This window comes from Streptomyces sp. NPDC096152, assembly GCF_044763235.1.
GTDB lineage: Bacteria > Actinomycetota > Actinomycetes > Streptomycetales > Streptomycetaceae > Streptomyces.
On sequence record NZ_JBIWFW010000001.1, the window covers coordinates 467,618 to 489,620 of the forward strand.

The window sequence follows — 22,003 nt, forward strand, 5'->3', positions numbered from 1 at the left end:
CTGGAGGTGTGCGCGATGCTCAGCGAACGAAGGCTCCAGGTGCTGCGCGCCATCGTCCAGGACTACGTGGGCACCGAGGAGCCGGTGGGCTCCAAGGCCCTGACCGAGCGGCACAACCTCGGTGTCTCGCCCGCCACGGTCCGCAACGACATGGCGGCCCTGGAGGACGAGGGCTACATCGCCCAGCCGCACACCAGCGCCGGACGCATCCCCACCGACAAGGGGTACCGCCTCTTCGTCGACAAGCTGGCCGGGGTCAAGCCGATGACCGCGCCGGAGCGCCGGGCGATCCAGAACTTCCTCGACGGCGCCGTCGACCTCGACGACGTGGTCGCCCGCACGGTGCGGCTGCTGGCGCAGCTGACCCGGCAGGTCGCCGTCGTGCAGTACCCCTCGCTGACCCGCTCGACCGTGCGGCACGTGGAACTGCTGTCGCTCGCGCCCGCGCGTCTGATGCTCGTGCTGATCACGGACACCGGCCGGGTCGAGCAGCGCATGGTCGACTGCCCGGTCCCCTTCGGCGAGGCGTCCCTGGCGGACCTGCGCGCGCGGCTGAACAGCCGGGTCGCCGGCCGCCGCTTCGCGGACGTGCCGCAGCTCGTCGAGGACCTGCCGGACGCCTTCGACGTCGAGGACCGGGGCACGGTCTCGACGGTGCTGTCCACCCTCCTGGAGACCCTCGTGGAGGAGAACGAGGAGCGGCTGATCATCGGCGGCACCGCCAACCTGACCCGCTTCCCGCACGACTTCCCGCTCACCATCCGGCCCGTCCTCGAGGCGCTGGAGGAGCAGGTGGTGCTCCTGAAGCTGCTGGGCGAGACGAAGGATCCGGGCATGACGGTGCGCATCGGTCACGAGAACGCCTACGAGGGACTCAACTCCACATCCGTGGTGTCGGTGGGCTACGGTTCGGGCGGCGAGGCAGTCGCCAAGCTCGGCGTGGTCGGACCGACCCGCATGGACTACCCGGGAACGATGGGAGCGGTACGCGCAGTGGCACGGTACGTCGGACAGATCCTGGCGGAGTCCTAGGTGGCCACGGACTACTACGCCGTACTCGGCGTGCGTCGCGACGCGTCGCAGGAAGAGATCAAGAAGGCCTTCCGGCGGCTCGCGCGCGAGCTGCACCCGGACGTCAACCCGGATCCGAAGACCCAGGAGCGGTTCAAGGAGATCAACGCCGCCTACGAGGTGCTGTCGGACCCGCAGAAGAAGCAGGTCTACGACCTCGGCGGCGACCCGCTCTCGCAGGCGGGCGGCGGTGCGGGCGGCTTCGGCGCGGGCGGCTTCGGAAACTTCTCCGACATCATGGACGCGTTCTTCGGCACGGCGTCGCAGCGCGGGCCGCGCTCGCGCACCCGCCGGGGCCAGGACGCCATGATCCGGCTGGAGATCGAGCTGGACGAGGCGGCCTTCGGCACCACCAAGGACATCCAGGTCGACACGGCCGTCGTCTGCAACACCTGCAACGGCGAGGGCGCGGCCCCGGGCACCACCGCCCAGACCTGCGACATGTGCCGCGGCCGCGGTGAGGTCTCGCAGGTCACCCGGTCCTTCCTGGGCCAGGTCATGACCTCGCGCCCGTGCCCGCAGTGCCAGGGCTTCGGCACCGTCGTGCCCACCCCGTGCCCGGAGTGCGCGGGCGACGGCCGGGTGCGGTCGCGCCGCACCCTGACCGTGAAGATCCCGGCCGGTGTCGACAACGGCACCCGCATCCAGCTCGCGGGCGAGGGCGAGGTCGGCCCCGGCGGCGGCCCCGCCGGCGACCTGTACGTCGAGATCCACGAGCTGCCGCACCAGACCTTCCAGCGGCGCGGCGACGACCTGCACTGCACGGTCACCATCCCGATGACCGCGGCGGCCCTCGGCACCAAGGTGCCGCTGGAGACCCTGGACGGCATGGAGGAGGTCGACATCCGCCCGGGCACCCAGTCCGGCCAGTCGATCCCGCTGCACGGCCGGGGCGTCACGCACCTGCGCGGCGGCGGCCGGGGCGACCTCATCGTGCACGTCGAGGTGCAGACCCCGACCAAGCTCGACCCCGAGCAGGAACGCCTGCTGCGCGAACTCGCCAAGCTGCGCGGCGAGGAACGGCCCCAGGGCCAGTTCCAGCCGGGCCAGCAGGGCCTGTTCTCCCGCTTGAAGGACGCGTTCAACGGGCGCTGAGCCGGGTTGCGGCCTCGGCCGGGGTTCCGGGGGTTGTCCCCCGGGCGGACACGGTCAGCCGGGCCGGCAGGCCCTGTTCTCCCGGCTGAAGGACGCGTTCGACGGGCGCTGAGGCGACTCCGTTCACGGGGGCGCCGAGCCGGCTTCGTTTCCGGCTCTGTTCGGCCTCTCCGGCCGCCCCCCCGGCCGTCCGCCCGGACCGCCGGGGGGACGGCCGGATGCGGTGCGGTGGGCCGGACGTGACACCATGCGGGCATGTCCACCGCACTGACCGATCTCTTCCCGTATCCGATCGTGCAGGCCCCCATGGCGGGCGGAGTCTCCGTGCCGCGGCTCGCCGCCGCCGTGTCCGAGGCGGGCGGGCTCGGGTTCCTCGCCGCGGGCTACAAGACCGCCGACGGGATGTACCAGGAGATCAAGCAACTGCGCGGGCTGACCGGCCGCCCCTTCGGCGTGAACCTCTTCGTGCCGCAGCCGGACTACGCCGAGTCCGGCGCCGTCGACCTCTACGCCCACCAGCTGGCCGGCGAGGCCACCTGGTACGAGACCGAACTCGGCGACCCGGACAGCGGACGCGACGACGGCTACGACACCAAGCTCGCCGTGCTCCTGGACAACCCCGTGCCGGTGGTCTCCTTCCACTTCGGCGTCCCCGCCCCCGAGGTGGTCGACGCTCTGCACCGCGCGGGCACCTTCGTCCTCGTCACGGCGACCACCCCCGAGGAGGCGCTCGCCGTGCGGCAGGCCGGCGCGGACGTGGTGATCGCGCAGGGCCTGGAGGCCGGCGGTCACCAGGGCAGCCACCGCGACCTGCCCGAGAACGGCTGCCCCGGCACCGGCGTGCTCGCGCTCGTCGCGCAGGTCCGCGAGACGGTGGACATCCCGGTCGTCGCCGCGGGCGGCATCATGCGCGGCAGCCAGATCGCCGCGGTCCTCGCGGCGGGCGCGAGCGCGGCCCAGCTGGGCACGGCGTTCATCGCCACCCCCGAGTCCGGCGCGCACGCCCTCCACAAGGAGGCGCTGACCGACCCCGTCTTCCCCCGCACGGAGCTGACCCGCGCGTTCTCCGGACGCCCGGCGCGCGGCCTGGTCAACCGCTTCCTGCGGGAGCACGGCCCCTACGCGCCCGCCGCCTATCCCGAGATCCACCACCTCACCGCGCCGCTGCGCAAGGCGGCCGCGAAGGCGGGCGACGCGCAGGCCATGGCGCTGTGGGCCGGGCACGGCCACCGCATGGCCCGCGACCTGCCCGCCGGGCGGCTGGTGGAGGTGCTGGCGGCCGAACTGGACGCCGCCCGGGCGGCGTTGTCGGGCTTCCCCACGGCCGGAGGTGAGGTGCGATGACCGCGCCGGTGTTCGTCGTCGACCGACTCGACCGGATCGGGCCGGAGTTCGTGCTCGACGGCCCCGAAGGCCGGCACGCGGTCTCCGTCAAGCGGCTGCGCCCCGGGGAGGACGTCATCCTCACCGACGGGCGCGGACGCTGGGTCGAGGGCGTGGTGAAGGCCGCCGAGGGCAAGGACCGGCTGGTGGTCACGGACCTGGAGTCCGTGACCGAGGAGCCCGCCCCGTCCCCCCGGATCACCGTCGTCCAGGCGCTCCCCAAGGGCGACCGGGGCGAGCTGGCCGTGGAGACCATGACCGAGGTCGGCGTCGACGCGATCGTGCCGTGGGCCGCCTCCCGCTGCATCACGCAGTGGAAGGGCGACCGCGGGCTGAAGGCGCTCGGCAAGTGGCGGTCCACCGCCCGTGAGGCCGGCAAGCAGTCCCGCCGCGTGCGCTTCCCCGAGGTCGCGGACGCGGCGACGGCCAAACAGGTCGCCACCCTGCTCGCCGGCGCCGACTTCGCCGCCGTGCTGCACGAGAGCGGCGAGGAGCCGCTGGCCACCACCGCCCTCCCCACCGCCGGTGAGATCGTCCTCGTCGTCGGGCCCGAGGGTGGCGTGTCCCCGGACGAGCTGGAGCTGTTCGCACGGGCGGGCGCGAGGCCGTACCGGCTCGGGCGTAGCGTGTTGCGCACCTCGACCGCCGGTACGGCGGCGGCCGCCCTGCTCCTGGGCCGCACCGGCCGGTGGTCCTGACCCGAAGGGGGAGCCCGTGGAACTGGCACAGGTCCGGCTGCTCGTCGGCGACTTCGCCGCCTGCTACAGCTTCTACGCCGATGTGCTCGGCCTGAAGCCGCAGTCGGGGGCGGCGGAGGGGCCGTACGAGAAGTTCAGTCCGGCCACCGGGTCCGCGGGGATAGCCCTCCAGGACCGGGCGATGATGGCCGGGGTGCTGGGCGAACTGGGCGAGGAGGCCAACGGGCACCGCTCGCTGGTGGTGCTGCGCGTGGACGACCTCGACGCGACCTGCGCCCGGATCACCGCCCGCGGCGGGACCCTGCTGCACGGCCCGGCCCCCCTGACCGACCGGATGCGCGTGGCCCACCTCAAGGACCCCGAGGGCAACCTCGTCGAACTCCAGGAGTGGCTGCTGCTGCGCGGCTGACCGCGGGGGTCCGGCACGGTGCGTGCGGGCCGGCCTCGCACCCCGAGTGGGGGCCACGCCCGAGGGGCGGGCGGCGCGCGTGTGGCCGTATGCGCTCTACCGCGCGGGGCGGGCCGGTGGCAGGCTGCCGTGCATGGGGGTACCGAGGCGTATCGGGCAACGGCCGCGCGGGCGGCGGGTGATGGCCGTGGCGGGGCTCGCGGCGGTCGCCGTGGGCGGGGCCGTCGCGTGCGACCCCGGCGGGCCGAGCTCCGCGGCGGTGGCGTACACGACCGACAGGACCGCGACCGCGGAACTGAACCGGCGGCACGCCTCCGTGCGCTGGCTGACCTGCACGGCCGGCTACGAGGGCGGGAACAAGGCGTACACCCCGGGGAAGCGGGCGCCCTCGGCGTCCGTGACCACCGTCGCCACCGTCGACTGCCAGGGGCGGACGGACGACGGCCGGAGGATCACCGTCACCGGGGAGGTCACCCGCGCCGTCGACGGCGCCTGCGTGCGCGGGAACCTGACCGCGAAGGTGGGCGGCAAGGTGTGGTTCCACGTCGACGGCCTCGGCGACTGCGACGCCGCCCCCGGCCCGACGTACGCCCCGCCCGTCACCCACCGCCCCACCCACGACGGTCCCGGGCCGACGGTCACGGTGACCGTCACCAGGACCCTGTGGTGCAAGGGCGACCCCACCTGCTGGCCCGTCGAGGGCAAGTGAGGCCGCCCCCTTCCCGCGTCGGTCCGTCCCGTCCGGGTCCGACCTGCGGGGGAAGTGATCGAAACCCCTGTCCACGGGTGCCGTGGCTGCGTAGGGTGATCGGGTGACTCAGCCCACATCGTCAGCAAAGGCGTCGTCGTCTGCGTCGTCCGCCCCGCCGGCCGCCTCCGCCGCGTCGGCGTATCTCCGGTTCCCGCACCTGCACGGCGAGTTGGTCGCCTTCACCGCCGAGGACGACGTGTGGCTCGCGCCGCTCGACGGCGGCCGCGCGTGGCGGGTCAGCGCCGACAACGTGCCGGTGACCCACCCGCGCATCTCGCCCGACGGCGCCACGGTCGCCTGGACCTCCACCCGCGACGGCGCCCCCGAGGTGCACGCCGCCCCCGTCGACGGCGGCCCCGCCCGGCGCCTGACGCACTGGGGCAGCCGGCGGACCCAGGTGTGCGGCTGGACCCCGGACGGCGAGGTCCTCGCGATCAGCACCCAGGGCCAGGCGAGCCTGCGCCGCACCTGGGCGCGGGCCGTCCCGCTCGACGGGGGACCGGCCACCACCCTGCCCTACGGCCCCGTCGGCGACGTCGCCCACGGCCCGCACACCGTGCTGCTGTCCGCGCCGATGGGCCGCGAGGCGGCGTGGTGGAAGCGCTACCGCGGCGGCACCGCGGGCAAGCTGTGGATCGACCCCGCCGACGACGGGCAGTTCGTACGGCTGCACGAGGACCTCGACGGCAACATCGAGTGCCCGGTGTGGGTGGGCGAGCGCCTGGCCTTCCTGTCCGACCACGAGGGCACCGGAGCGCTGTACTCCTCCCTCGCCGACGGCTCCGACCTGCGCCGGCACACCCCCCTCGACGGTTTCTACGCCCGGCACGCGGCCGGCGACGGCAGCCGCGTCGTCTACGCCAGCGCCGGCGAGCTGTGGCTGCTGGACGACCTCGACGGCGCCGAGCCGCGCCGGCTGGACGTCCGGCTCGGCGGCTCCCGCGTCGACCTCCAGCCGCACCCGGTGAGCGCCGCCCGCTGGTTCGACCACGCCTCGCCCGACCACACCGCGCGCGGCAGCGCGGTGGCCGTGCGCGGCGCCGTCCACTGGGTCACCCACCGCTCCGGCCCGGCCCGCGCGCTCGCCGCGCGGCCCGGGGTACGGGCCCGGCTGCCGCACACCTTCCGCGCGGACGGGGAGGAGTGGGTGGTGTGGGTGACGGACGCCGAGGGCGAGGACGCCCTGGAGTTCGCGCCCGCCACCGGCGTCGCCGTCGGCGCGACCCCGCGCCGGCTCGCCGCCGGGCAGCTCGGCCGCGTCCTGGAGCTCGCCATGGCCCCCGACGGCAGCCGCGCCGCCGTCGCCTCGCACGACGGGCGGCTGCTGCTCGTCGAACGGGAGACGGGGGAGGTGCGCGAGGTCGACCGCAGCGAGGACGGCGACGTCGGCGACCTCGCCTTCTCGCCCGACTCCGGCTGGCTCGCCTGGTCGCACCCCGGCCCGCGCCCGCTCTGCCAGCTCCGGCTCGCCAACACCACCGACCTGTCGGTCAGCGAGGCGACCCCGCTGCGCTTCCAGGACTACGCGCCCGCGTTCACCCTGGACGGCAAGCACCTGGCCTTCCTGTCCAGCCGCTCCTTCGACCCGGTCTACGACGAGCACGTCTTCGACCTGGCCTTCGTGGAGGGCTGCCGCCCGCATCTGATCACCCTGGCGGCGACCACGCCGTCGCCGTTCGGGCCGCAGCGGCACGGGCGCTCCTTCGAGGCCCCGGACAAGGACGAGACGCCCGAGAGCGAGGGCACCCCGGCCACCCGCATCGACCTGGAGGGCCTGGCCGACCGGATCGTGCCCTTCCCCGTAGAGGCCGCCCGCTACTCCACCCTGCGCGCCGCCAAGGACGGCGTGCTGTGGCTGCGGCACCCGGTGCGCGGCGTCCTCGGTGCCACCCGCGCCACGCCCGACGACCCCGACCCGAAGACCGAGCTGGAGCGCTACGACCTCGCCCAGCAGCGCCTGGAGCACCTCGCCGCCGACGCCGACCACTTCGAGGTCAGCGGCGACGGCAAGCGGGTCCTGCTGTGGACCGACGGCAAGCTGAAGGTCGTCCCCAGCGACCGGCGCGCCTCGAACGACGACGACAGCGACTCGAACATCACCGTGGACCTCGGCCGGGTCCGGCAGACCGTCGACCCGGCAGCCGAGTGGCGGCAGATGTACGAGGAGACCGGCCGCCTGATGCGGGACCACTTCTGGCGGGCGGACATGGGCGGCGTCGACTGGGACGGCGTCCTCGGCCGGTACCGGCCGGTCCTCGACCGCCTCGCCACCCACGACGACCTGATGGACCTGCTGTGGGAGGTGCACGGCGAGCTCGGCACCTCGCACGCCTACGTCATGGCGGACGGCGGCTACGGCCGCGGGCCCCGGCAGGGGCTGCTCGGCGCGGACATCTCCCGCCACGAGGACGGCAGTTGGCGCATCGACCGGATCCTGCCCGCGGAGACCTCGGACCCGGACGGGCGCAGCCCGCTCGCGGCGCCCGGGGTGGCGGTGCGTGCCGGGGACGCGATCGCGGCGGTGGGCGGGCAGCCGGTCGACCCGGTGACCGGGCCCGGGCCGCTGCTGGTCGGCACGGCCGGCAAGCCCGTCGAGCTGACCGTCTCGCCGTCCGGCGGGGGCGAGGCGCGGCACGCGGTGGTGGTGCCCCTCGCGGACGAGGAGCCGCTGCGCTACCACGCGTGGGTGGCCGACCGCAGGGCCTACGTCCACGAGAAGTCCGGCGGCCGCCTCGGTTATCTGCACGTGCCCGACATGCAGGCGCCCGGCTGGGCGCAGATCCACCGCGACCTGCGCGTGGAGGTGGCCCGCGAGGGACTCGTCGTCGACGTGCGGGAGAACCGCGGCGGCCACACCTCCCAGCTGGTCGTGGAGAAGCTGGCCCGGCGGATCGTCGGCTGGGGCGTGCCGCGCGGGATGCGGCCGTACAGCTACCCGCAGGACGCGCCCCGCGGTCCCGTGGTCGCGGTCGCCAACGAGTTCTCCGGCTCCGACGGCGACATCGTCAACGCGGCGATCAGGGCGCTCGGCATCGGCCCGGTGGTCGGCACCCGCACCTGGGGCGGCGTCATCGGCATCGACAGCCGCTACCACCTGGTCGACGGCACGCTGATCACCCAGCCCAAGTACGCGTTCTGGCTGGAGGGCCAGGGCTGGGGCGTGGAGAACCACGGGGTGGACCCGGACGTCGAGGTGGTGCAGCGCCCGCAGGACCACGCCGCGGGGCGGGACGTCCAGCTCGACGAGGCGATCTCGCTGGCGCTGGCCGCGCTGGAGGACAGCCCGGCGAAGACGCCGCCGGACTTGCCGGAGCCCGGCCGGCGCACGGCTCGATAGCATGCCCCCGTACGCGATCAACCGGCGTGAGGAGGCACCCGTATGGCCGGGGAGCCGCAGGACGACTGTCTGTTCTGCAAGATCGTGGCGGGGCACGTCCCGGCGACGATCGTCCGTGAGACCGAGACGACCGTCGCCTTCCGTGACATAAACCCCCAGGCGCCCACCCACGTCCTGGTGATCCCCAAGGCGCACCACAAGGACGCCGCCGCGCTCGCCGCCGCCGACCCGGCCGCGGCGGCGGACGTCCTGCGGGAGGCGCAGTCCGTCGCCGACGAGGACAAGCTGGAGAGCTACCGCATCGTCTTCAACACCGGCCACGGCGCCGGGCAGACGGTCTGGCACGCACACGCCCACGTCCTCGGCGGCCGCGGCCTCGAGTGGCCCCCCGGGTGAGGTGCCGTGTCCGTCCGTGAACTGGTCGTCCTCGGCACCGCCAGCCAGGTCCCGACCCGCCAGCGCAACCACAACGGCTACCTGCTGCGCTGGGACGGCGAGGGCATCCTGTTCGACCCCGGCGAGGGCACCCAGCGGCAGATGGTGCGCGCGGGGGTCGCGGCGCACGACCTGAACCGGATCTGTGTCACCCACTTCCACGGCGACCACTGCCTTGGCCTGCCCGGGGTCGTCCAGCGGATCAACCTCGACCAGGTGCCGCACGAGGTCACCGCGCACTACCCGCGCTCGGGGCAGCGGTTCTTCGACCGGCTGCGGTACGCCACCGCCTACCGGGAGACCGTCCCGCTCACCCAGGCGCCGGTCGACGCCGACGGCGACCTGGCGGTGACCCCGGCGTACACCCTCCAGGCCCGCCGGCTCTCCCATCCCGTCGAGTCGTACGGCTACCGGCTCGTCGAGCCCGACGGGCGCCGCATGGTGCCCGAGCGGCTCGCCGCGCACGGGATCAAGGGGCCGGACGTGGGCCGCATCCAGCGCGAGGGGACCCTGGGCGGGGTTCCGCTGGAGGCGGTGAGCGAGGTGCGGCGCGGGCAGCGGTTCGCGTTCGTGATGGACACCCGGCTGTGCGACGGGGTGTACGCCCTCGCCGACGGCTGCGACCTGCTCGTCATCGAGTCGACCTTCCTCGACGAGGAGGAGGGACTCGCCGTGGAGCACGGCCACCTGACGGCGGGCCAGGCGGCGCGGGTGGCCCGGGAGGCGGGCGTACGGCATCTCGTGCTGACCCACTTCAGCCAGCGGTACTCCGAGTCTGGGGGCACCTCCCGGACGGAGTCTGGGGGAGAGTTCGAACGGCAGGCGCGGGCGGCCGGGTTCGAGGGGGAGCTGACCGTGGCGCACGACCTGCTGCGGGTGCCGGTCCCGAAACGGCGCTGAACCGGGTGTTCCGCATCGCCCGCCGGACGCCCTTACGATGCTGCGATGCCCCTCCCCAAAGCTGAACTGCACCTCCACATCGAAGGCACCCTCGAACCCGAGCCGGCCTTCGCCCTGGCCGCCCGCAACGGCGTCGCGCTGCCCTACGCCGACACCGACGCGCTCCGCGAGGCGTACCGGTTCGAGGACCTCCAGTCCTTCCTGAACCTGTACTACGAGCTGATGGCCGTGCTGCGCACCGAGCGGGACTTCGAGGACCTCGCCGACGCCTACCTCGCCCGCGCCGCCGCGCAGGGCGTGCGGCACGCGGAGATCTTCTTCGACCCGCAGGCGCACCTGGCGCGGGGCGTGGAGATGGGCACGGTCGTCGAGGGGCTGTGGCGGGCGCTGGGCCGCAGCGAGCGCAGCCACGGCGTCTCCACCCAGCTGATCATGTGCTTCCTGCGCGACGAGTCCGCGGAGTCGGCGCTGCGCACGCTGGACGCCGCGAAGCCCTACCTGGACCGCATCGTGGGCATCGGCCTGGACTCGGCCGAGGTCGGGCACCCGCCGGTGAAGTTCCGCGAGGTGTACGAGGCCGCCGCCGCCCTCGGGCTGCGGCGCGTGGCGCACGCCGGCGAGGAGGGCCCGCCGGAGTACATCACCGAGGCGCTGGACGTCCTCGGCGTGGAGCGGATCGACCACGGCCTGCGCTGCATGGAGGACCCCGCGCTGGTCGCCCGCCTGGTCCGGGACCGGATCCCGCTGACGCTGTGCCCGCTGTCCAACGTCCGCCTGCGCACGGTCGACACCCTCGCCGACCACCCGCTGCCCGCGATGCTGGACGCGGGCCTGCTCTGCACGGTCAACTCCGACGACCCGGCCTACTTCGGCGGCTACGCGGGCGACAACTTCGACGCGGTGCGCCGGACCCTGGGCCTGAGCGAGGACCGCCTGCGGGAGCTGGCCCGCAACTCCTTCGCCGCCTCCTTCCTGGAGCACGACGAGGAGCGGCGGCAGCGCTACCTCGCCGAGGTGGAGGCGTACGCCTTCCCGTAGGCGAGGTCCGCTCCGGGGCGGCGCGGGTCAGCGGGCGCCGGGGCCCGGCGCGCCCGCCGTGGCGTGCCGCGGGCCCGCGGTGCCGTAGGCGGGCCGCACGGGTGCGGCGGTGCCCTCCATCTCGATCTCCACCACCGGCTGCTCCGGGGCGCCGATCTGCGGCACCGCGCCCGAGGGGGCACCGGCGGAGGCGGCGACCACGGCGGCCGGGGTGCCGCCGCGGCGGCGGACCGTGCCGGGCAGCAGCGCGCGCCCGCCCGCGTGCAGGGCCACCGCCGTCATCGGCAGCCCGACCACCAGCAGCCCGACGGCCAGCACCGAGCCCATCACGGGGAATCCGGCCCGGGCGGACAGCACGCTGCCGGCCAGCGGACCCGCGGCCGTGCCCAGCGAGGAGGCCGAGCCGACGAGCACCGCCCAGCGGCCGCGCGGGTCGAGTGAGGCGGCGAGGCCGATCAGGTACGACAGGACGATCGGGTAGAGCGTGTTCCAGGAGATCTCGCCGGCGGCGAAGGACGTCAGATCGGTCGCGGACGCGCTCAGCACGATGCAGCCCGCGATGAGCGCCGTGCCCGCCCCGACCGGCATCGCCCGGCCGAGACGCGGACCGAGCGCCCCGGCCCCGATCACCCCGAGCAGTCCGGCGCCGAGCGACACCGCGAACACCGCGCCGACGGTGACCTCGCCGAGGTGCGCCTGGGTCAGGCCGATGCGGCCGCTCACCCCCCACAGGGAGTTCTGGGCGAGGGACCAGCAGAGCATGGCGGCGGCGAGCACCAGGCCCGAGCGGCGGTGCGGCAGCCGGGAGCCCTCCTGCACGGCCGTGCGCGCGGCCGTGCGCACCGGCAGACGGCCCGTCAGCGGCCAGACGGCGAGCGCGGTCAGCGCGATCGCGGCGGGCGGCTGCCCGTGTCCCGGGCCGAGGTGAGGCAGGGTCAGGTAGAGGGCACCCGCGAGCGCGGAGACGGCGAGCAGCCCGAGCGTGGAGATGCGGTGCGGGTCTCTGTGTGCGGCGATCCCGGTGGCGGCGACCGTGGTGGCCGTACCGGAGCCGAACCCGCCGACGACCAGGCCGGCGACGACCGCCGGGACCGCGTCGGTGAGCGCGGCCGCGCCGTAGCCGAGGACGGCGAGCGCGAGGCCGACGCGGGCGAGCGTGCGGGCCCCGAAGCGCTCGACCCGGGAGGCCAGGAGGAACCCGGCCGTGGCGGAACTCAGCAGCAGGGCGCTGCCGACGGCTCCCGCCTGGGTCGCGGACAGCGGGAGTCCCGTGTCCAGGCGACCGACGGTCGTCGGCAGCAGATACGGAGCGAGGTACCCGGCCGTGAACAGGGCGACGAGCGGCCAGGGGAGGGTACGAGCGGCGGACACGGGCGTTCCCAGGGCATGCGAAGGGGAGGTCTCAAAAAGAGGGGGAAGGGGCGCCGACCGTCGACGGACAGGAACGCGCGAAAAATTTGTATCAAGCACGGAGTCGTGGACGGGAATCCAGAGCGTGTGATCTGGAACACATTCTGTTTACGTCCATGTCGCCCGGGTAGAAGCGCCCGCTCAACCCCGAGTGCGGCGCCCGCCGGTGAGTTCCCCGTCCCCCGCACGGCTGGTGCACACTGGCCTGATCCGCACCACGTCAGGGAGCGCACCGTGACCGCGTCCAACGCGTCCGCCGGAGAGGGACCGGAGTACATCGTCGGAACACCGCACGCCCACGCCCAGGTCGACCCCCTGGCCGCCCTGCGCACCCCGGACGACCCGCCCTGGGACGTCTACCTGACCGGCACCGTCTTCCTCGACATCATCTTCACCGGGCTCGGCTCCGCCCCGGTGCGCGGGACCGAGTCCTGGGCACGCGGGATGGGGTCGAGCCCCGGCGGCGTGGCGAACATGGCGACCGCGCTGGCCCGCCTCGGCCTGCGCACCTCGCTGGCGGCCGCCTTCGGCGACGACCACTACGGCGAGTACTGCTGGGACGAGCTGGAACAGGGCGAGGGCATCGACCTCTCGCCCTCGCGCACGGTGCCCGGCTGGCACTCGCCGGTCACCGTCTCCATGGCGTACGAGGGCGAGCGCACCATGGTCTCCCACGGCCACGAGCCGCCCCCGGAGGAGCCCGCGCCGGACTGCCCGCCCCGCGCGCGGGCCGCCGTCGCCTCCCTGAACCCGGGCCGGCGCGCCCCCTGGATCGGGGCGGCCGCCCGGAAGGGCACCCGCGTCTTCGCCGACGTCGGCTGGGACGACACCGGGGCCTGGGACCTGGCGGGTCTCGCCGATCTGGAGCACTGCGAGGCGTTCCTGCCCAACGCCGAGGAGGCGATGCGCTACACGGGCACCGCCTGCCCCCGCACCGCCGCCCACGCGCTCACCGCGTACGTCCCGGTGGCCGTGGTCACCCTCGGCGCGGAGGGCGCCTACGCCGTGGACCGGCGCACGGGGGAGAGTGCCGAGGTGCCCGCGATCGAGGTCGAGGCGCTGGACCCCACGGGCGCGGGCGACGTCTTCGTCGCGGGTTTCGTCACCGGCTCCCTGGCCGGCTGGCCGCTGGCCGACCGGCTCGCCTTCGCGGGCCTGACGGCCGCCCTCTCCGTGCAGGAGTTCGGCGGCTCGCTGTCCGCCCCCGGCTGGTCCGAGATCGCGGCCTGGTGGCGCCGGGTGCAGTCGGTGGACGGCCAGGACCCGGCGGGCCTGCGGCGGTACGCGTTCCTGGAGGCCCTGGTGCCCGGGGCGAGCGTCGAGCCGTGGCCGCGCAGGCGGGCCGTGCCGACCATCGGCTTCCGCGGGTGACAGGCCGCCCCGGGGCCCGGCCCCGCCCCGGCACCCTCATACCCGTCTGACGGACCCTCACCGGCCGGGCCCGAGTTCGGCGCGTCTCCATGTCGTTGCGGCCTGCCCGTAAACCGTTCGTGCGATGCTCCGACCCGGAGCCCGGCATTGACAGGTGACGTTTGCTGCTCAATTATCCGCGGAATCAAGCACGATACTGCACGGGCTTTGGCACCTCCTGTCCCATGACTCCCGCCGTGACTCCCTCCGTCGAAGGACATGCGTCGTGCGCAGACCATCACCCAGGCCCCGACTGCTCCTCGCCGCCCTGCTCCTGACCCTCGCCCTCCCCGTCGGCACCTCGGCCCAGACCACCGCGCAGGCCGCCCCCGAACCCGCCGGTGCCCCCCGGGTCCACCCCACCGCCGGCGGACTCGCCCTCACCGTCCCGCGCAGCGGCAACGCCCCCGGCTACACGGTCGATGTGACGGCACGTCAACTCGCCTTCGCCGTACGCCGGTCCGGCCGCACCCTCCTCGCCACCGCGGACGGCGACACCGGATCCCTGCGCTTCCGCACCGGCGAGGACTGGCAGCACGCCACGCGGCTCACCGGCTGGTCCTGGACGAAGGGCGTCCTCACCCTCACCGCCGCCACCACCGCCCCCGGCGCCACCGTCGAGGCCCGCCTCACCCCGCGCGCCGACCGCTACCTGCTCGACTGGCAGGTCCGCGGCACCACCCCCGACCGCCTCGGGCTCGCCTACGACCTGAAGTCCGCCGGGCACTGGTACGGCCACGGAGAGGCCCAGACCCCCAAGGGCGGCCCCGCCACCGACCAGCCCTGGCCGCTCGACACCGGGCAGGTCGTGCACCCCTCCTTCAGCCCCGCCTCCTACTACATGATCGACCCGTTCTGGTTCACGTCCAGCGCCACCGGGCTGCACGTCGACACCGGGCAGGTCATGTCCGTGGGGATCAACGAGAGCGAGGACGGCCTCGGCCGCTTCGACATCGAGTCCGCCCAGCCGTACCGGGCGACCGTCTTCGTGGAGTCCACGGCCCTGGAGGTCTACCGCGACTACGTCGGAGTGGTCGGCCGGCCCGCCAAGAGCGACGCCACCGACGCGCAGTACGCCCGGCCGGTGTGGAACTCCTGGGCGCAGTTCTACACCCACGTCGACCAGGCCAGGATGCTCGACTACGCACAGGACCTGCACGACCACGGCGTGCGCGGGCACACCATCCAGCTCGACGACAAGTGGGAGTCCAACTACGGGAACATGACCTTCGACGAGAAGGCCTACCCGGACCCCAAGGCCATGTCGCGCCGGATCCACGACCTCGGCTTCGACTTCGGCCTCTGGGTGACCCTGTGGATCAACCTCGACTCCGACCAGTACCGGTACGCCGCCGACCACGGCTACCTGCTCAGGGACCGCGCCCATCCGGACGCGCCGTGCCGGGTCACCTGGTGGAACGGCACCGCCGGGATCGTCGACCTCGCCGACCCGGACGCCCGCGCCTGGTACGTCGGCCGGCTCAAGAACCTGATGAGCTCCTACGGCATCGACGGGCTGAAGTTCGACACCCGCTTCTTCGACGACCGGTGCGCCCCGAGCCCGGGCCACAAACCCACCGACTACCAGCGGCTCGGCGCCGAACTCGCCGACGAGTTCGACCTGCAGGGCGTCGGCATCCGCGTCCACTGGGACACCACCGCCCACCGCGCCGGATTCGTCACCCGGCAGGTCGACAAGGGCACCGGCTGGAACTCGCTGCGTGCCTCCGTCACCCAGAACCTGTCCATCTCCACGATCGGCTACCCGTTCGTCACCACCGACATGATCGGCGGCTCCAGCGGCCAGCCCGCCCCGAGCAAGCAGGTCCTGGTCCGCTGGGCCCAGTCCGCCGCCCTCCAGCCGCTGATGTACTCCTCCACCTCGCCGGTCGACACCATCGACGTGACCACCGGCCGGAAGGTGACCTACGACGAGGAGACCGTCGCGCTGTACCGCGCGGCGATCGCGCGCCACGAGCGCCTCGCGCCCTACATCCTCGATCAGGTGCGGCACACCCTGCGGACGGGCGACCCGATCATGCGGCCGCTGTTCTTCGACTTCCCGCGGGACGGGGCCGCCTACACCGTCACCGACGAGTGGATGCTCGGCCCGGCGGTCCTGGCCGCCCCCCAGCTCTCCGACAGCCCCACCAGGACCGTCCACCTGCCCGCGGGCGACTGGTACGACGTCGGGCACGGCCGGCGGATCCACGGCCCGGCGACCCTCACCGGCTACGCCACCCCGCTCGGCGTCACCCCCGTCTTCGTCAGAGACGGAGCCCCGGGCGCTGCCAAGGCCCTGCGCGCGCTGCGCTGACCCGTCCGTCGAAAAGCCCTTCGGCCCTGTCACCTCCGCGTCGTACCCTTGGAGTCGCGAGGCCGCCCTCAGCTACGCGGCCGTGAAGAGGAGGAACCGCAGGCCTTCAGCGCCGGCCCATGACTCAGACACCCACAGCCAGCAGCCCCGCGCAGGGGCAGGCGAGAGCGCAGTTCACCGTCCCCGCCCAGCACCCCATGGTGACCGTGCTGGGTTCCGGCGACTCCCTCCTGCGCGTGATCGAGAAGGCCTTCCCGGGGGCCGACATCCACGTCCGGGGCAACGAGATCAGCGCGGTCGGCGCCCCGGCGGAGGTCGCCCTCATCCAGCGCGTGTTCGACGAGATGATGCTGGTGCTCCGCACCGGGCAGCCGATGACGGAGGACGCAGTGGAACGCTCGATCGCCATGCTGAAGGCGAGCGAAACCGGGGAGAGCGACGGCCAGGAGACCCCGGCCGAGGTCCTCACGCAGAACATCCTGTCCTCGCGCGGCCGCACGATCCGGCCCAAGACGCTCAACCAGAAGCGGTACGTCGACGCGATCGACAAGCACACCGTCGTCTTCGGCATCGGCCCCGCGGGCACCGGCAAGACCTACCTCGCCATGGCGAAGGCGGTGCAGGCCCTGCAGTCCAAGCAGGTCAACCGCATCATCCTGACCCGCCCCGCGGTCGAGGCGGGAGAGCGCCTGGGCTTCCTCCCGGGCACCCTCTACGAGAAGATCGACCCCTACCTGCGCCCGCTGTACGACGCCCTGCACGACATGCTCGACCCGGACTCGATCCCGCGCCTGATGGCGGCCGGCACGATAGAGGTCGCGCCGCTGGCGTACATGCGCGGCCGCACCCTGAACGACGCGTTCATCATCCTGGACGAGGCGCAGAACACCAGCCCCGAGCAGATGAAGATGTTCCTCACCCGGCTCGGCTTCGACTCGAAGATCGTGATCACGGGTGACGTGACGCAGGTGGACCTGCCGAACGGCACGAAGTCCGGGCTGCGCCAGGTCCAGGAGATCCTTGAGGGCGTCGAGGACGTCCACTTCTCCCGGCTGACGTCCCACGACGTCGTCCGGCACAAGCTCGTCGGCCGTATCGTCGACGCGTACGAGAAGTACGACACCAAGCTCGGCACGGAGACCGGCGCGCACAAGGGCGGCCGGGCGAAGTCCGGGCACAAGGGGAAGTAGACAAGCACAGCGCCATGTCGATCGACGTCAACAACGAGTCCGGAACCGAGGTCGACGAGCAGGCGATCCTCGACATCGCCCGCTACGCACTCGCGCGGATGCGCATCCACCCGCTCTCCGAGCTCTCGGTGATCGTCGTGGACGCCGACGCCATGGAGCAGCTGCACATCCAGTGGATGGACCTGCCGGGGCCCACGGATGTCATGTCCTTCCCGATGGACGAGCTGCGTCCGCCGTCGAAGGACGACGAGGAGCCCCCGCAGGGCCTCCTCGGCGACATCGTGCTCTGCCCCGAGGTCGCCGCGAAGCAGGGCACCGAGGCTCCGACGGGGCACACCATGGACGAGGAGCTCCAGTTGCTCACCGTGCACGGCGTGCTGCACCTGCTCGGCTACGACCACGAGGAACCGGACGAGAAGGCCGAGATGTTCGGCCTGCAGGCCGCCATCGTGGACGGCTGGCGCGCGGAGAGGGGCCTGACCGGTCCGTCCCCGGCTCCGACCGTCTCATGAGCCCGCAGATCGTCCTCGGCGCGATCGCGCTCGTCGTCGTCGCGTGGCTCGCCGCCTGCGCGGAGGCGGGCCTCGCGCGCGTGTCCAGCTTCCGTGCCGAGGAGGCCGTGAAGTCCGGCCGCCGCGGCAGCGCGAAGCTCGCTCTGGTCGCCGCCGACCCGACCCGCTATCTCAACGTGGCGCTGCTGGTCCGCGTCACCTGCGAGATGGCGGCGGCCGCGCTCGTCACGTACGCCTGCCTCCAGGCGTTCGCGGGCACGGCCGAGGCGCTCGTCGTCGCCATCGCCGTCATGGTCCTGGTCTCGTACGTCGCCGTCGGGGTCTCCCCGCGCACCATCGGCCGTCAGCACCCGCTGAACACGGCGACCGCGGCGGCGTACGTGCTGCTGCCGCTGGCGCGGATCATGGGGCCGATCCCGCCCCTGCTGATCCTCATCGGCAACGCGCTCACCCCCGGCAGGGGCTTCCGCCGCGGCCCCTTCGCCTCCGAGGCGGAGCTGCGGGCGCTGGTCGACCTCGCCGAGCAGGAGTCGCTGATCGAGGACGAGGAGCGCCGGATGGTGCACTCGGTCTTCGAGCTCGGCGACACCCTGGTGCGCGAGGTCATGGTCCCGCGCACCGACCTGGTGGTGATCGAGCGCTACAAGACGATCCGTCAGGCCCTCACCCTCGCCCTGCGCTCCGGCTTCTCCCGCATCCCGGTGACCGGCGAGAGCGAGGACGACATCGTCGGGATCGTGTACCTGAAGGACCTGGCCCGCAAGACGCACATCAGCCGGGACGCCGAGAGCGAACTGGTGTCCACGGCCATGCGCCCGGCGGTCTTCGTGCCCGACACCAAGAACGCCGGCGACCTGCTGCGCGAGATGCAGAAGGACCGCAACCACGTCGCCGTCGTCATCGACGAGTACGGCGGCACGGCCGGCATCGTCACCATCGAGGACATCCTCGAGGAGATCGTCGGCGAGATCACCGACGAGTACGACCGCGAGCTGCCGCCCGTTGAGGACCTCGGCGAGGACCGCTACCGCGTCACCGCCCGCCTCGACATCACCGACCTCGGCGAGCTGTACGGCCTGGAGGAGTACGACGACGAGGACGTGGAGACGGTCGGCGGGCTCCTCGCCAAGGCGCTGGGCCGGGTGCCCATCGCCGGGGCCTCCTCGGTCGTCGAACTGCCCGACGGCCGCGAACTGCGGCTGACGGCGGAGGCATCCGCTGGCCGCCGCAACAAGATCGTGACGGTCCTGGTGGAGCCGGTCGGACCCGCGGACCCGCCGCAGGAGACGGAGCCGGAGTGACCCCGCAGGCGCTGCGCGCCCTCTGCCTGTCCTTCGAAGCGGCGGTGGAGGACTTCCCCTTCAACCCCGAGACCTCCGTCTTCAAGGTCCAGGGCCGTCTCTTCGCCCTGTCGGCCCTGGACGCCCGCCCGCTGACGGTCAACCTCAAGTGCGACCCTGAGGACGCGATCCGCCTGCGCGCGCGGTACCAGGGCCTGATCGTCCCGGGGTGGCACATGAACAAGCGCCACTGGAACACGGTCACCGCCGACGGCGATCTCCCCGACCGGCTCCTGCGCGAACTGGTCGAGGACTCCTACGACCTGGTGGTGGCGGGCCTCCCGCGCGCCCAGCGCCTCCGCCTGGACCGCCCGTAGGACGTGCGGGACCCGGTGCCGGGGCGGGCGGCGGGGTGACCTCGGCGGCCGCGGGTGGGGGCTCCGTGTGCGTGGTGTCCGGTGCGGCTTCGTATGCTCGGGGCATGACCGACAGCAACGCGCTCGATCCCGAGGACCGCAAGATCGTCACCCTGGCCCGCTCGACGCGGGCCCGCAACGGGGTCCCGGAGGGGGCGGCCGTGCGGGACGACACCGGCCGCACCTACGTCGCCGGGACGGTTCACCTGGCGTCGCTGAAGCTGAGCGCCCTGCAGACGGCGGTGGCGATGGCGGTGGCGTCCGGGGCGCAGTCGCTGGAGGCGGCGGCGCTGGTCAGCGAGACGGAGAGCGTCACCCCCGAGGACCTGGCCGCCGTCTCGGACCTCGGCGGGCCCAGGACGCCGGTGCTGCTCGCCGGTCCCGACGGAGCCGTCCGGCTGACCGTCCCGGCGGGCCCGGCCGCACAGTGGCCCGCAGATCCGGCCGATCCGGCCGATCTGGCCGACTGACGCCGACGACCCCGCCGACCGTGTGTCGGCGGGGTCGTGGTGTCCGGCGTTCGGTGTTCGTCGCGGCGTGCGGTGTGCGGTGTGCGGTGTCCGGGGCTCAGAGCGCGTCGGGGCCGCGCTCGCCCGTGCGGACCCGGACGACCGTCTCGACGGGCACGGCCCACACCTTGCCGTCGCCGATCTTCCCGGTCTGCGCTGCCTTCACGACCGCGTCGATGACGGCCTCGGCGTCCTCGTCCTCCACGACCACCTCGATACGGACCTTGGGCACCAGGTCCACCCGGTACTCGGCGCCGCGGTAGACCTCCGTGTGGCCGCGCTGACGGCCGTAGCCGCTCGCCTCGGTCACGGTCAGCCCGTGCACGCCGAGCTCCTGGAGCGCGGTCTTGACCTCGTCGAGGCGGTACGGCTTGACGACGGCGGTGATGAGCTTCATGGCTGGGTCTTGACCTTCTGGGCGGCGGAGACGAGAGCGGACGCGGCGACCGGGGCGCCGTGGCCCAGGACCCCGTGATCGTAGGCCGTCTCGGCGTGCACCGTAAGGTCCAGGCCGGTCTGCTCCTCATCCTCGCTCGCCCGGAAGCCCATCGCCCTGTCGAGCAGCTTGCCGAGGCCGTACGTCAGGGCGAAGGCGTACACCGCCACGGCCACCACCGCCACCAGCTGCTTGCCGAGCGGGGCGAGCCCGCCGCCGTAGAGGAGTCCCTCGGCGCCGCCGGTCATCGCCTTCACCGCGAACAGGCCGATCAGGAGCGTGCCGACGATGCCGCCGACCAGGTGGACGCCGACGACGTCGAGCGAGTCGTCGTAGTTCAGCTTGAACTTCCAGCTCACGGCGTAGCTGCACAGCACACCGGCGGCCAGGCCGACGACCAGGGCACCGACCAGGGAGACCGTGCCGCAGGACGGGGTGATCGCGACCAGACCCGCCACCGCGCCGGAGGCGGCGCCCAGCGTCGTCGGGTGCCCGTCGCGCTTCTGCTCGACGAACAGCCAGCCGAGCAGGCCGGTGCAGCCCGCGGCGAGCGTGTTGAGGAAGGCGGCGGCCGCGAGGCCGTTCGCGCCGAGCGCGGAGCCGGCGTTGAAGCCGAACCAGCCGAACCAGAGCAGCCCGGCGCCCGTCACCACCATCGGCAGGTTGTGCGGGCGCATCGCGTCCTTCCTGAAGCCCAGCCGCGGCCCGAGGACCAGGCACAGCGCCAGCCCCGAGGCACCGGAGGTGATCTCGACCGGCAGCCCGCCGGCGAAGTCGAGGGCGCCCAGGTCGGCCCCGATCCAGCCGCCGGGACCCCACACCCAGTGGGTGACCGGAACGTACACGAGCAGCGCCCAGACCGGCACGAAGACCAGCCACGCCCCGAACTTGGCCCGGTCGGCGATGGCCCCGCTGATCAGCGCGGCGGTGATGATGGCGAAGGTGAGCTGGAAGGTGGCGAACAGCACGGTGGGCACGGTGCCGTGGACGCTGTCCGGGCCGAGGCCCGCCATGCCTGCGTGACCGAGCCCGCCGACGAGTCCGGCGAAGGCGTCGTCGCCGAAGGCCAGGGAGTAGCCGCCCGCCAGCCACACCACCGTCACCAGGGCGATCGACACGAAGCTCATCATCAGCATGTTGAGGACGCTCTTCGTGCGGACCATGCCGCCGTAGAACAGGGCGAGGCCCGGGGTCATCAGCAGGACGAGGGCGGTGGCGGCGAGCAGCCAGGCGGTGTCGCCGGTGTCGATGTGCGCGGCGGCCAGGGGCACGGATTCCACGGGCGGGTCTCCTCGGAACGGGGGCTCGTCCGAGCCTCACCGGCCCGCGTTTCCTGTCGCGTACGGCTGTGTTTCCGTGACGTTTCGTGTTGCGCGGGAGTTTCCGGAAGCTCACCGCGGACGGCC

At 73.4% G+C, this 22,003-nt stretch carries 20 protein-coding genes; 17 read left to right on the forward strand and 3 right to left on the reverse strand.

What is annotated here, in order from left to right; translation table 11 throughout:
- Positions 1-15: 15 nt before the first annotated feature.
- The 10 genes from hrcA to ACIQ9G_RS02085 all read left to right on the forward strand — a co-directional run bounded on the left by hrcA (position 16) and on the right by ACIQ9G_RS02085 (position 11,117).
- Positions 16-1,032: a heat-inducible transcriptional repressor HrcA gene (hrcA, locus tag ACIQ9G_RS02040; protein ID WP_403604866.1), complete on the forward strand. Its 1,017-nt coding sequence runs from the start codon at positions 16-18 to the stop codon at positions 1,030-1,032.
- A complete protein-coding gene (dnaJ, locus tag ACIQ9G_RS02045; protein ID WP_403604869.1) occupies positions 1,033-2,166 on the forward strand; it encodes a molecular chaperone DnaJ in 1,134 nt (377 codons plus the stop codon). It abuts the gene before it with no gap.
- A gap of 255 nt (positions 2,167-2,421) precedes the next feature.
- Positions 2,422-3,510 carry a nitronate monooxygenase gene (locus ACIQ9G_RS02050; RefSeq protein WP_403604872.1) on the forward strand — a complete coding sequence of 363 codons (1,089 nt, stop codon included), beginning with the start codon at positions 2,422-2,424 and terminating at the stop codon, positions 3,508-3,510.
- A complete protein-coding gene (locus ACIQ9G_RS02055) occupies positions 3,507-4,247 on the forward strand; it encodes a 16S rRNA (uracil(1498)-N(3))-methyltransferase (RefSeq protein ID WP_403604875.1) in 741 nt (246 codons plus the stop codon). The genes ACIQ9G_RS02050 and ACIQ9G_RS02055 overlap by 4 nt, the downstream gene beginning before the upstream one ends.
- 16 nt (positions 4,248-4,263) lie before the next feature.
- Entirely contained in the window at positions 4,264-4,656 is a 393-nt protein-coding gene (locus ACIQ9G_RS02060; RefSeq protein WP_403604878.1) for a VOC family protein, read from the forward strand.
- 133 nt (positions 4,657-4,789) lie between these two features.
- Positions 4,790-5,365, forward strand: coding sequence for a hypothetical protein (locus tag ACIQ9G_RS02065; protein WP_403604881.1), 576 nt, complete (start codon positions 4,790-4,792; stop codon positions 5,363-5,365).
- Positions 5,366-5,576: 211 nt separating this feature from the next.
- Positions 5,577-8,744, forward strand: a complete 3,168-nt coding sequence (locus ACIQ9G_RS02070) for a S41 family peptidase (protein WP_403606726.1) — start codon at positions 5,577-5,579, stop codon at positions 8,742-8,744.
- A 42-nt stretch (positions 8,745-8,786) separates the two neighbouring features.
- The gene (locus tag ACIQ9G_RS02075; RefSeq protein WP_403604884.1) at positions 8,787-9,140 is read left to right on the forward strand and encodes an HIT domain-containing protein; all 354 of its coding nucleotides are present in this window, start codon (positions 8,787-8,789) and stop codon (positions 9,138-9,140) included.
- Positions 9,141-9,146: 6 nt separating this feature from the next.
- On the forward strand, positions 9,147-10,079 hold the full coding sequence (locus ACIQ9G_RS02080) for a ribonuclease Z (RefSeq protein ID WP_403604887.1): 933 nt from the start codon (positions 9,147-9,149) through the stop codon (positions 10,077-10,079).
- Between the two features lie 45 nt (positions 10,080-10,124).
- Complete coding sequence (locus tag ACIQ9G_RS02085) at positions 10,125-11,117, forward strand: adenosine deaminase (RefSeq protein ID WP_403604890.1); 993 nt, start codon at positions 10,125-10,127, stop codon at positions 11,115-11,117.
- 27 nt (positions 11,118-11,144) lie between these two features.
- Here the strand turns inward: ACIQ9G_RS02085 and ACIQ9G_RS02090 are convergent, their stop codons facing one another.
- Positions 11,145-12,488 carry an MFS transporter gene (locus tag ACIQ9G_RS02090; RefSeq protein ID WP_403604893.1) on the reverse strand — a complete coding sequence of 448 codons (1,344 nt, stop codon included), beginning with the start codon at positions 12,486-12,488 and terminating at the stop codon, positions 11,145-11,147.
- A gap of 273 nt (positions 12,489-12,761) precedes the next feature.
- Here ACIQ9G_RS02090 and ACIQ9G_RS02095 point away from each other — a divergent pair, with 273 nt between their 5' ends.
- The 7 genes from ACIQ9G_RS02095 to ACIQ9G_RS02125 all read left to right on the forward strand — a co-directional run bounded on the left by ACIQ9G_RS02095 (position 12,762) and on the right by ACIQ9G_RS02125 (position 20,122).
- Positions 12,762-13,898 carry a carbohydrate kinase family protein gene (locus ACIQ9G_RS02095; protein ID WP_403604896.1) on the forward strand — a complete coding sequence of 379 codons (1,137 nt, stop codon included), beginning with the start codon at positions 12,762-12,764 and terminating at the stop codon, positions 13,896-13,898.
- A gap of 265 nt (positions 13,899-14,163) precedes the next feature.
- Positions 14,164-16,254 (forward strand): glycoside hydrolase family 31 protein, encoded by a 2,091-nt coding sequence (locus ACIQ9G_RS02100; protein WP_403604898.1) that lies wholly within the window; start codon positions 14,164-14,166, stop codon positions 16,252-16,254.
- Between the two features lie 119 nt (positions 16,255-16,373).
- On the forward strand, positions 16,374-17,444 hold the full coding sequence (locus ACIQ9G_RS02105) for a PhoH family protein (RefSeq protein WP_403604900.1): 1,071 nt from the start codon (positions 16,374-16,376) through the stop codon (positions 17,442-17,444).
- 14 nt (positions 17,445-17,458) lie between these two features.
- Positions 17,459-17,956, forward strand: a complete 498-nt coding sequence (gene ybeY, locus ACIQ9G_RS02110) for an rRNA maturation RNase YbeY (RefSeq protein WP_356180923.1) — start codon at positions 17,459-17,461, stop codon at positions 17,954-17,956.
- Positions 17,953-19,257, forward strand: a complete 1,305-nt coding sequence (locus ACIQ9G_RS02115) for a hemolysin family protein (protein ID WP_403604904.1) — start codon at positions 17,953-17,955, stop codon at positions 19,255-19,257. The genes ybeY and ACIQ9G_RS02115 overlap by 4 nt, the downstream gene beginning before the upstream one ends.
- A complete protein-coding gene (locus tag ACIQ9G_RS02120; RefSeq protein ID WP_403604906.1) occupies positions 19,254-19,613 on the forward strand; it encodes an MmcQ/YjbR family DNA-binding protein in 360 nt (119 codons plus the stop codon). The genes ACIQ9G_RS02115 and ACIQ9G_RS02120 overlap by 4 nt, the downstream gene beginning before the upstream one ends.
- Positions 19,614-19,717: 104 nt before the next feature.
- Positions 19,718-20,122: a cytidine deaminase gene (locus ACIQ9G_RS02125; protein ID WP_403604909.1), complete on the forward strand. Its 405-nt coding sequence runs from the start codon at positions 19,718-19,720 to the stop codon at positions 20,120-20,122.
- A gap of 97 nt (positions 20,123-20,219) precedes the next feature.
- Here ACIQ9G_RS02125 and ACIQ9G_RS02130 read toward each other — a convergent pair whose 3' ends face one another.
- Positions 20,220-20,558, reverse strand: a complete 339-nt coding sequence (locus tag ACIQ9G_RS02130; protein ID WP_403604912.1) for a P-II family nitrogen regulator — start codon at positions 20,556-20,558, stop codon at positions 20,220-20,222.
- On the reverse strand, positions 20,555-21,868 hold the full coding sequence (locus ACIQ9G_RS02135) for an ammonium transporter (protein WP_403606729.1): 1,314 nt from the start codon (positions 21,866-21,868) through the stop codon (positions 20,555-20,557). Before ACIQ9G_RS02135 ends, ACIQ9G_RS02130 begins: the two co-directional genes overlap by 4 nt.
- Positions 21,869-22,003 lie beyond the last annotated feature (135 nt).

Bases quoted from the DNA above. Each gene is read 5' to 3' on its own strand.
- hrcA (WP_403604866.1), top strand. From the start codon at position 16: ATGCTCAGCGAACGAAGGCTCCAGGTGCTGCGCGCCATCGTCCAGGAC.
- ACIQ9G_RS02050 (WP_403604872.1), top strand. From the start codon at position 2,422: ATGTCCACCGCACTGACCGATCTCTTCCCGTATCCGATCGTGCAGGCC.
- ACIQ9G_RS02055 (WP_403604875.1), top strand. From the start codon at position 3,507: ATGACCGCGCCGGTGTTCGTCGTCGACCGACTCGACCGGATCGGGCCG.
- ACIQ9G_RS02065 (WP_403604881.1), top strand. From the start codon at position 4,790: ATGGGGGTACCGAGGCGTATCGGGCAACGGCCGCGCGGGCGGCGGGTG.
- ACIQ9G_RS02075 (WP_403604884.1), top strand. From the start codon at position 8,787: ATGGCCGGGGAGCCGCAGGACGACTGTCTGTTCTGCAAGATCGTGGCG.
- ACIQ9G_RS02085 (WP_403604890.1), top strand. From the start codon at position 10,125: ATGCCCCTCCCCAAAGCTGAACTGCACCTCCACATCGAAGGCACCCTC.
- ACIQ9G_RS02105 (WP_403604900.1), top strand. From the start codon at position 16,374: ATGACTCAGACACCCACAGCCAGCAGCCCCGCGCAGGGGCAGGCGAGA.
- ybeY (WP_356180923.1), top strand. From the start codon at position 17,459: ATGTCGATCGACGTCAACAACGAGTCCGGAACCGAGGTCGACGAGCAG.
- ACIQ9G_RS02115 (WP_403604904.1), top strand. From the start codon at position 17,953: ATGAGCCCGCAGATCGTCCTCGGCGCGATCGCGCTCGTCGTCGTCGCG.
- ACIQ9G_RS02125 (WP_403604909.1), top strand. From the start codon at position 19,718: ATGACCGACAGCAACGCGCTCGATCCCGAGGACCGCAAGATCGTCACC.
- ACIQ9G_RS02130 (WP_403604912.1), bottom strand. From the start codon at position 20,558: ATGAAGCTCATCACCGCCGTCGTCAAGCCGTACCGCCTCGACGAGGTC.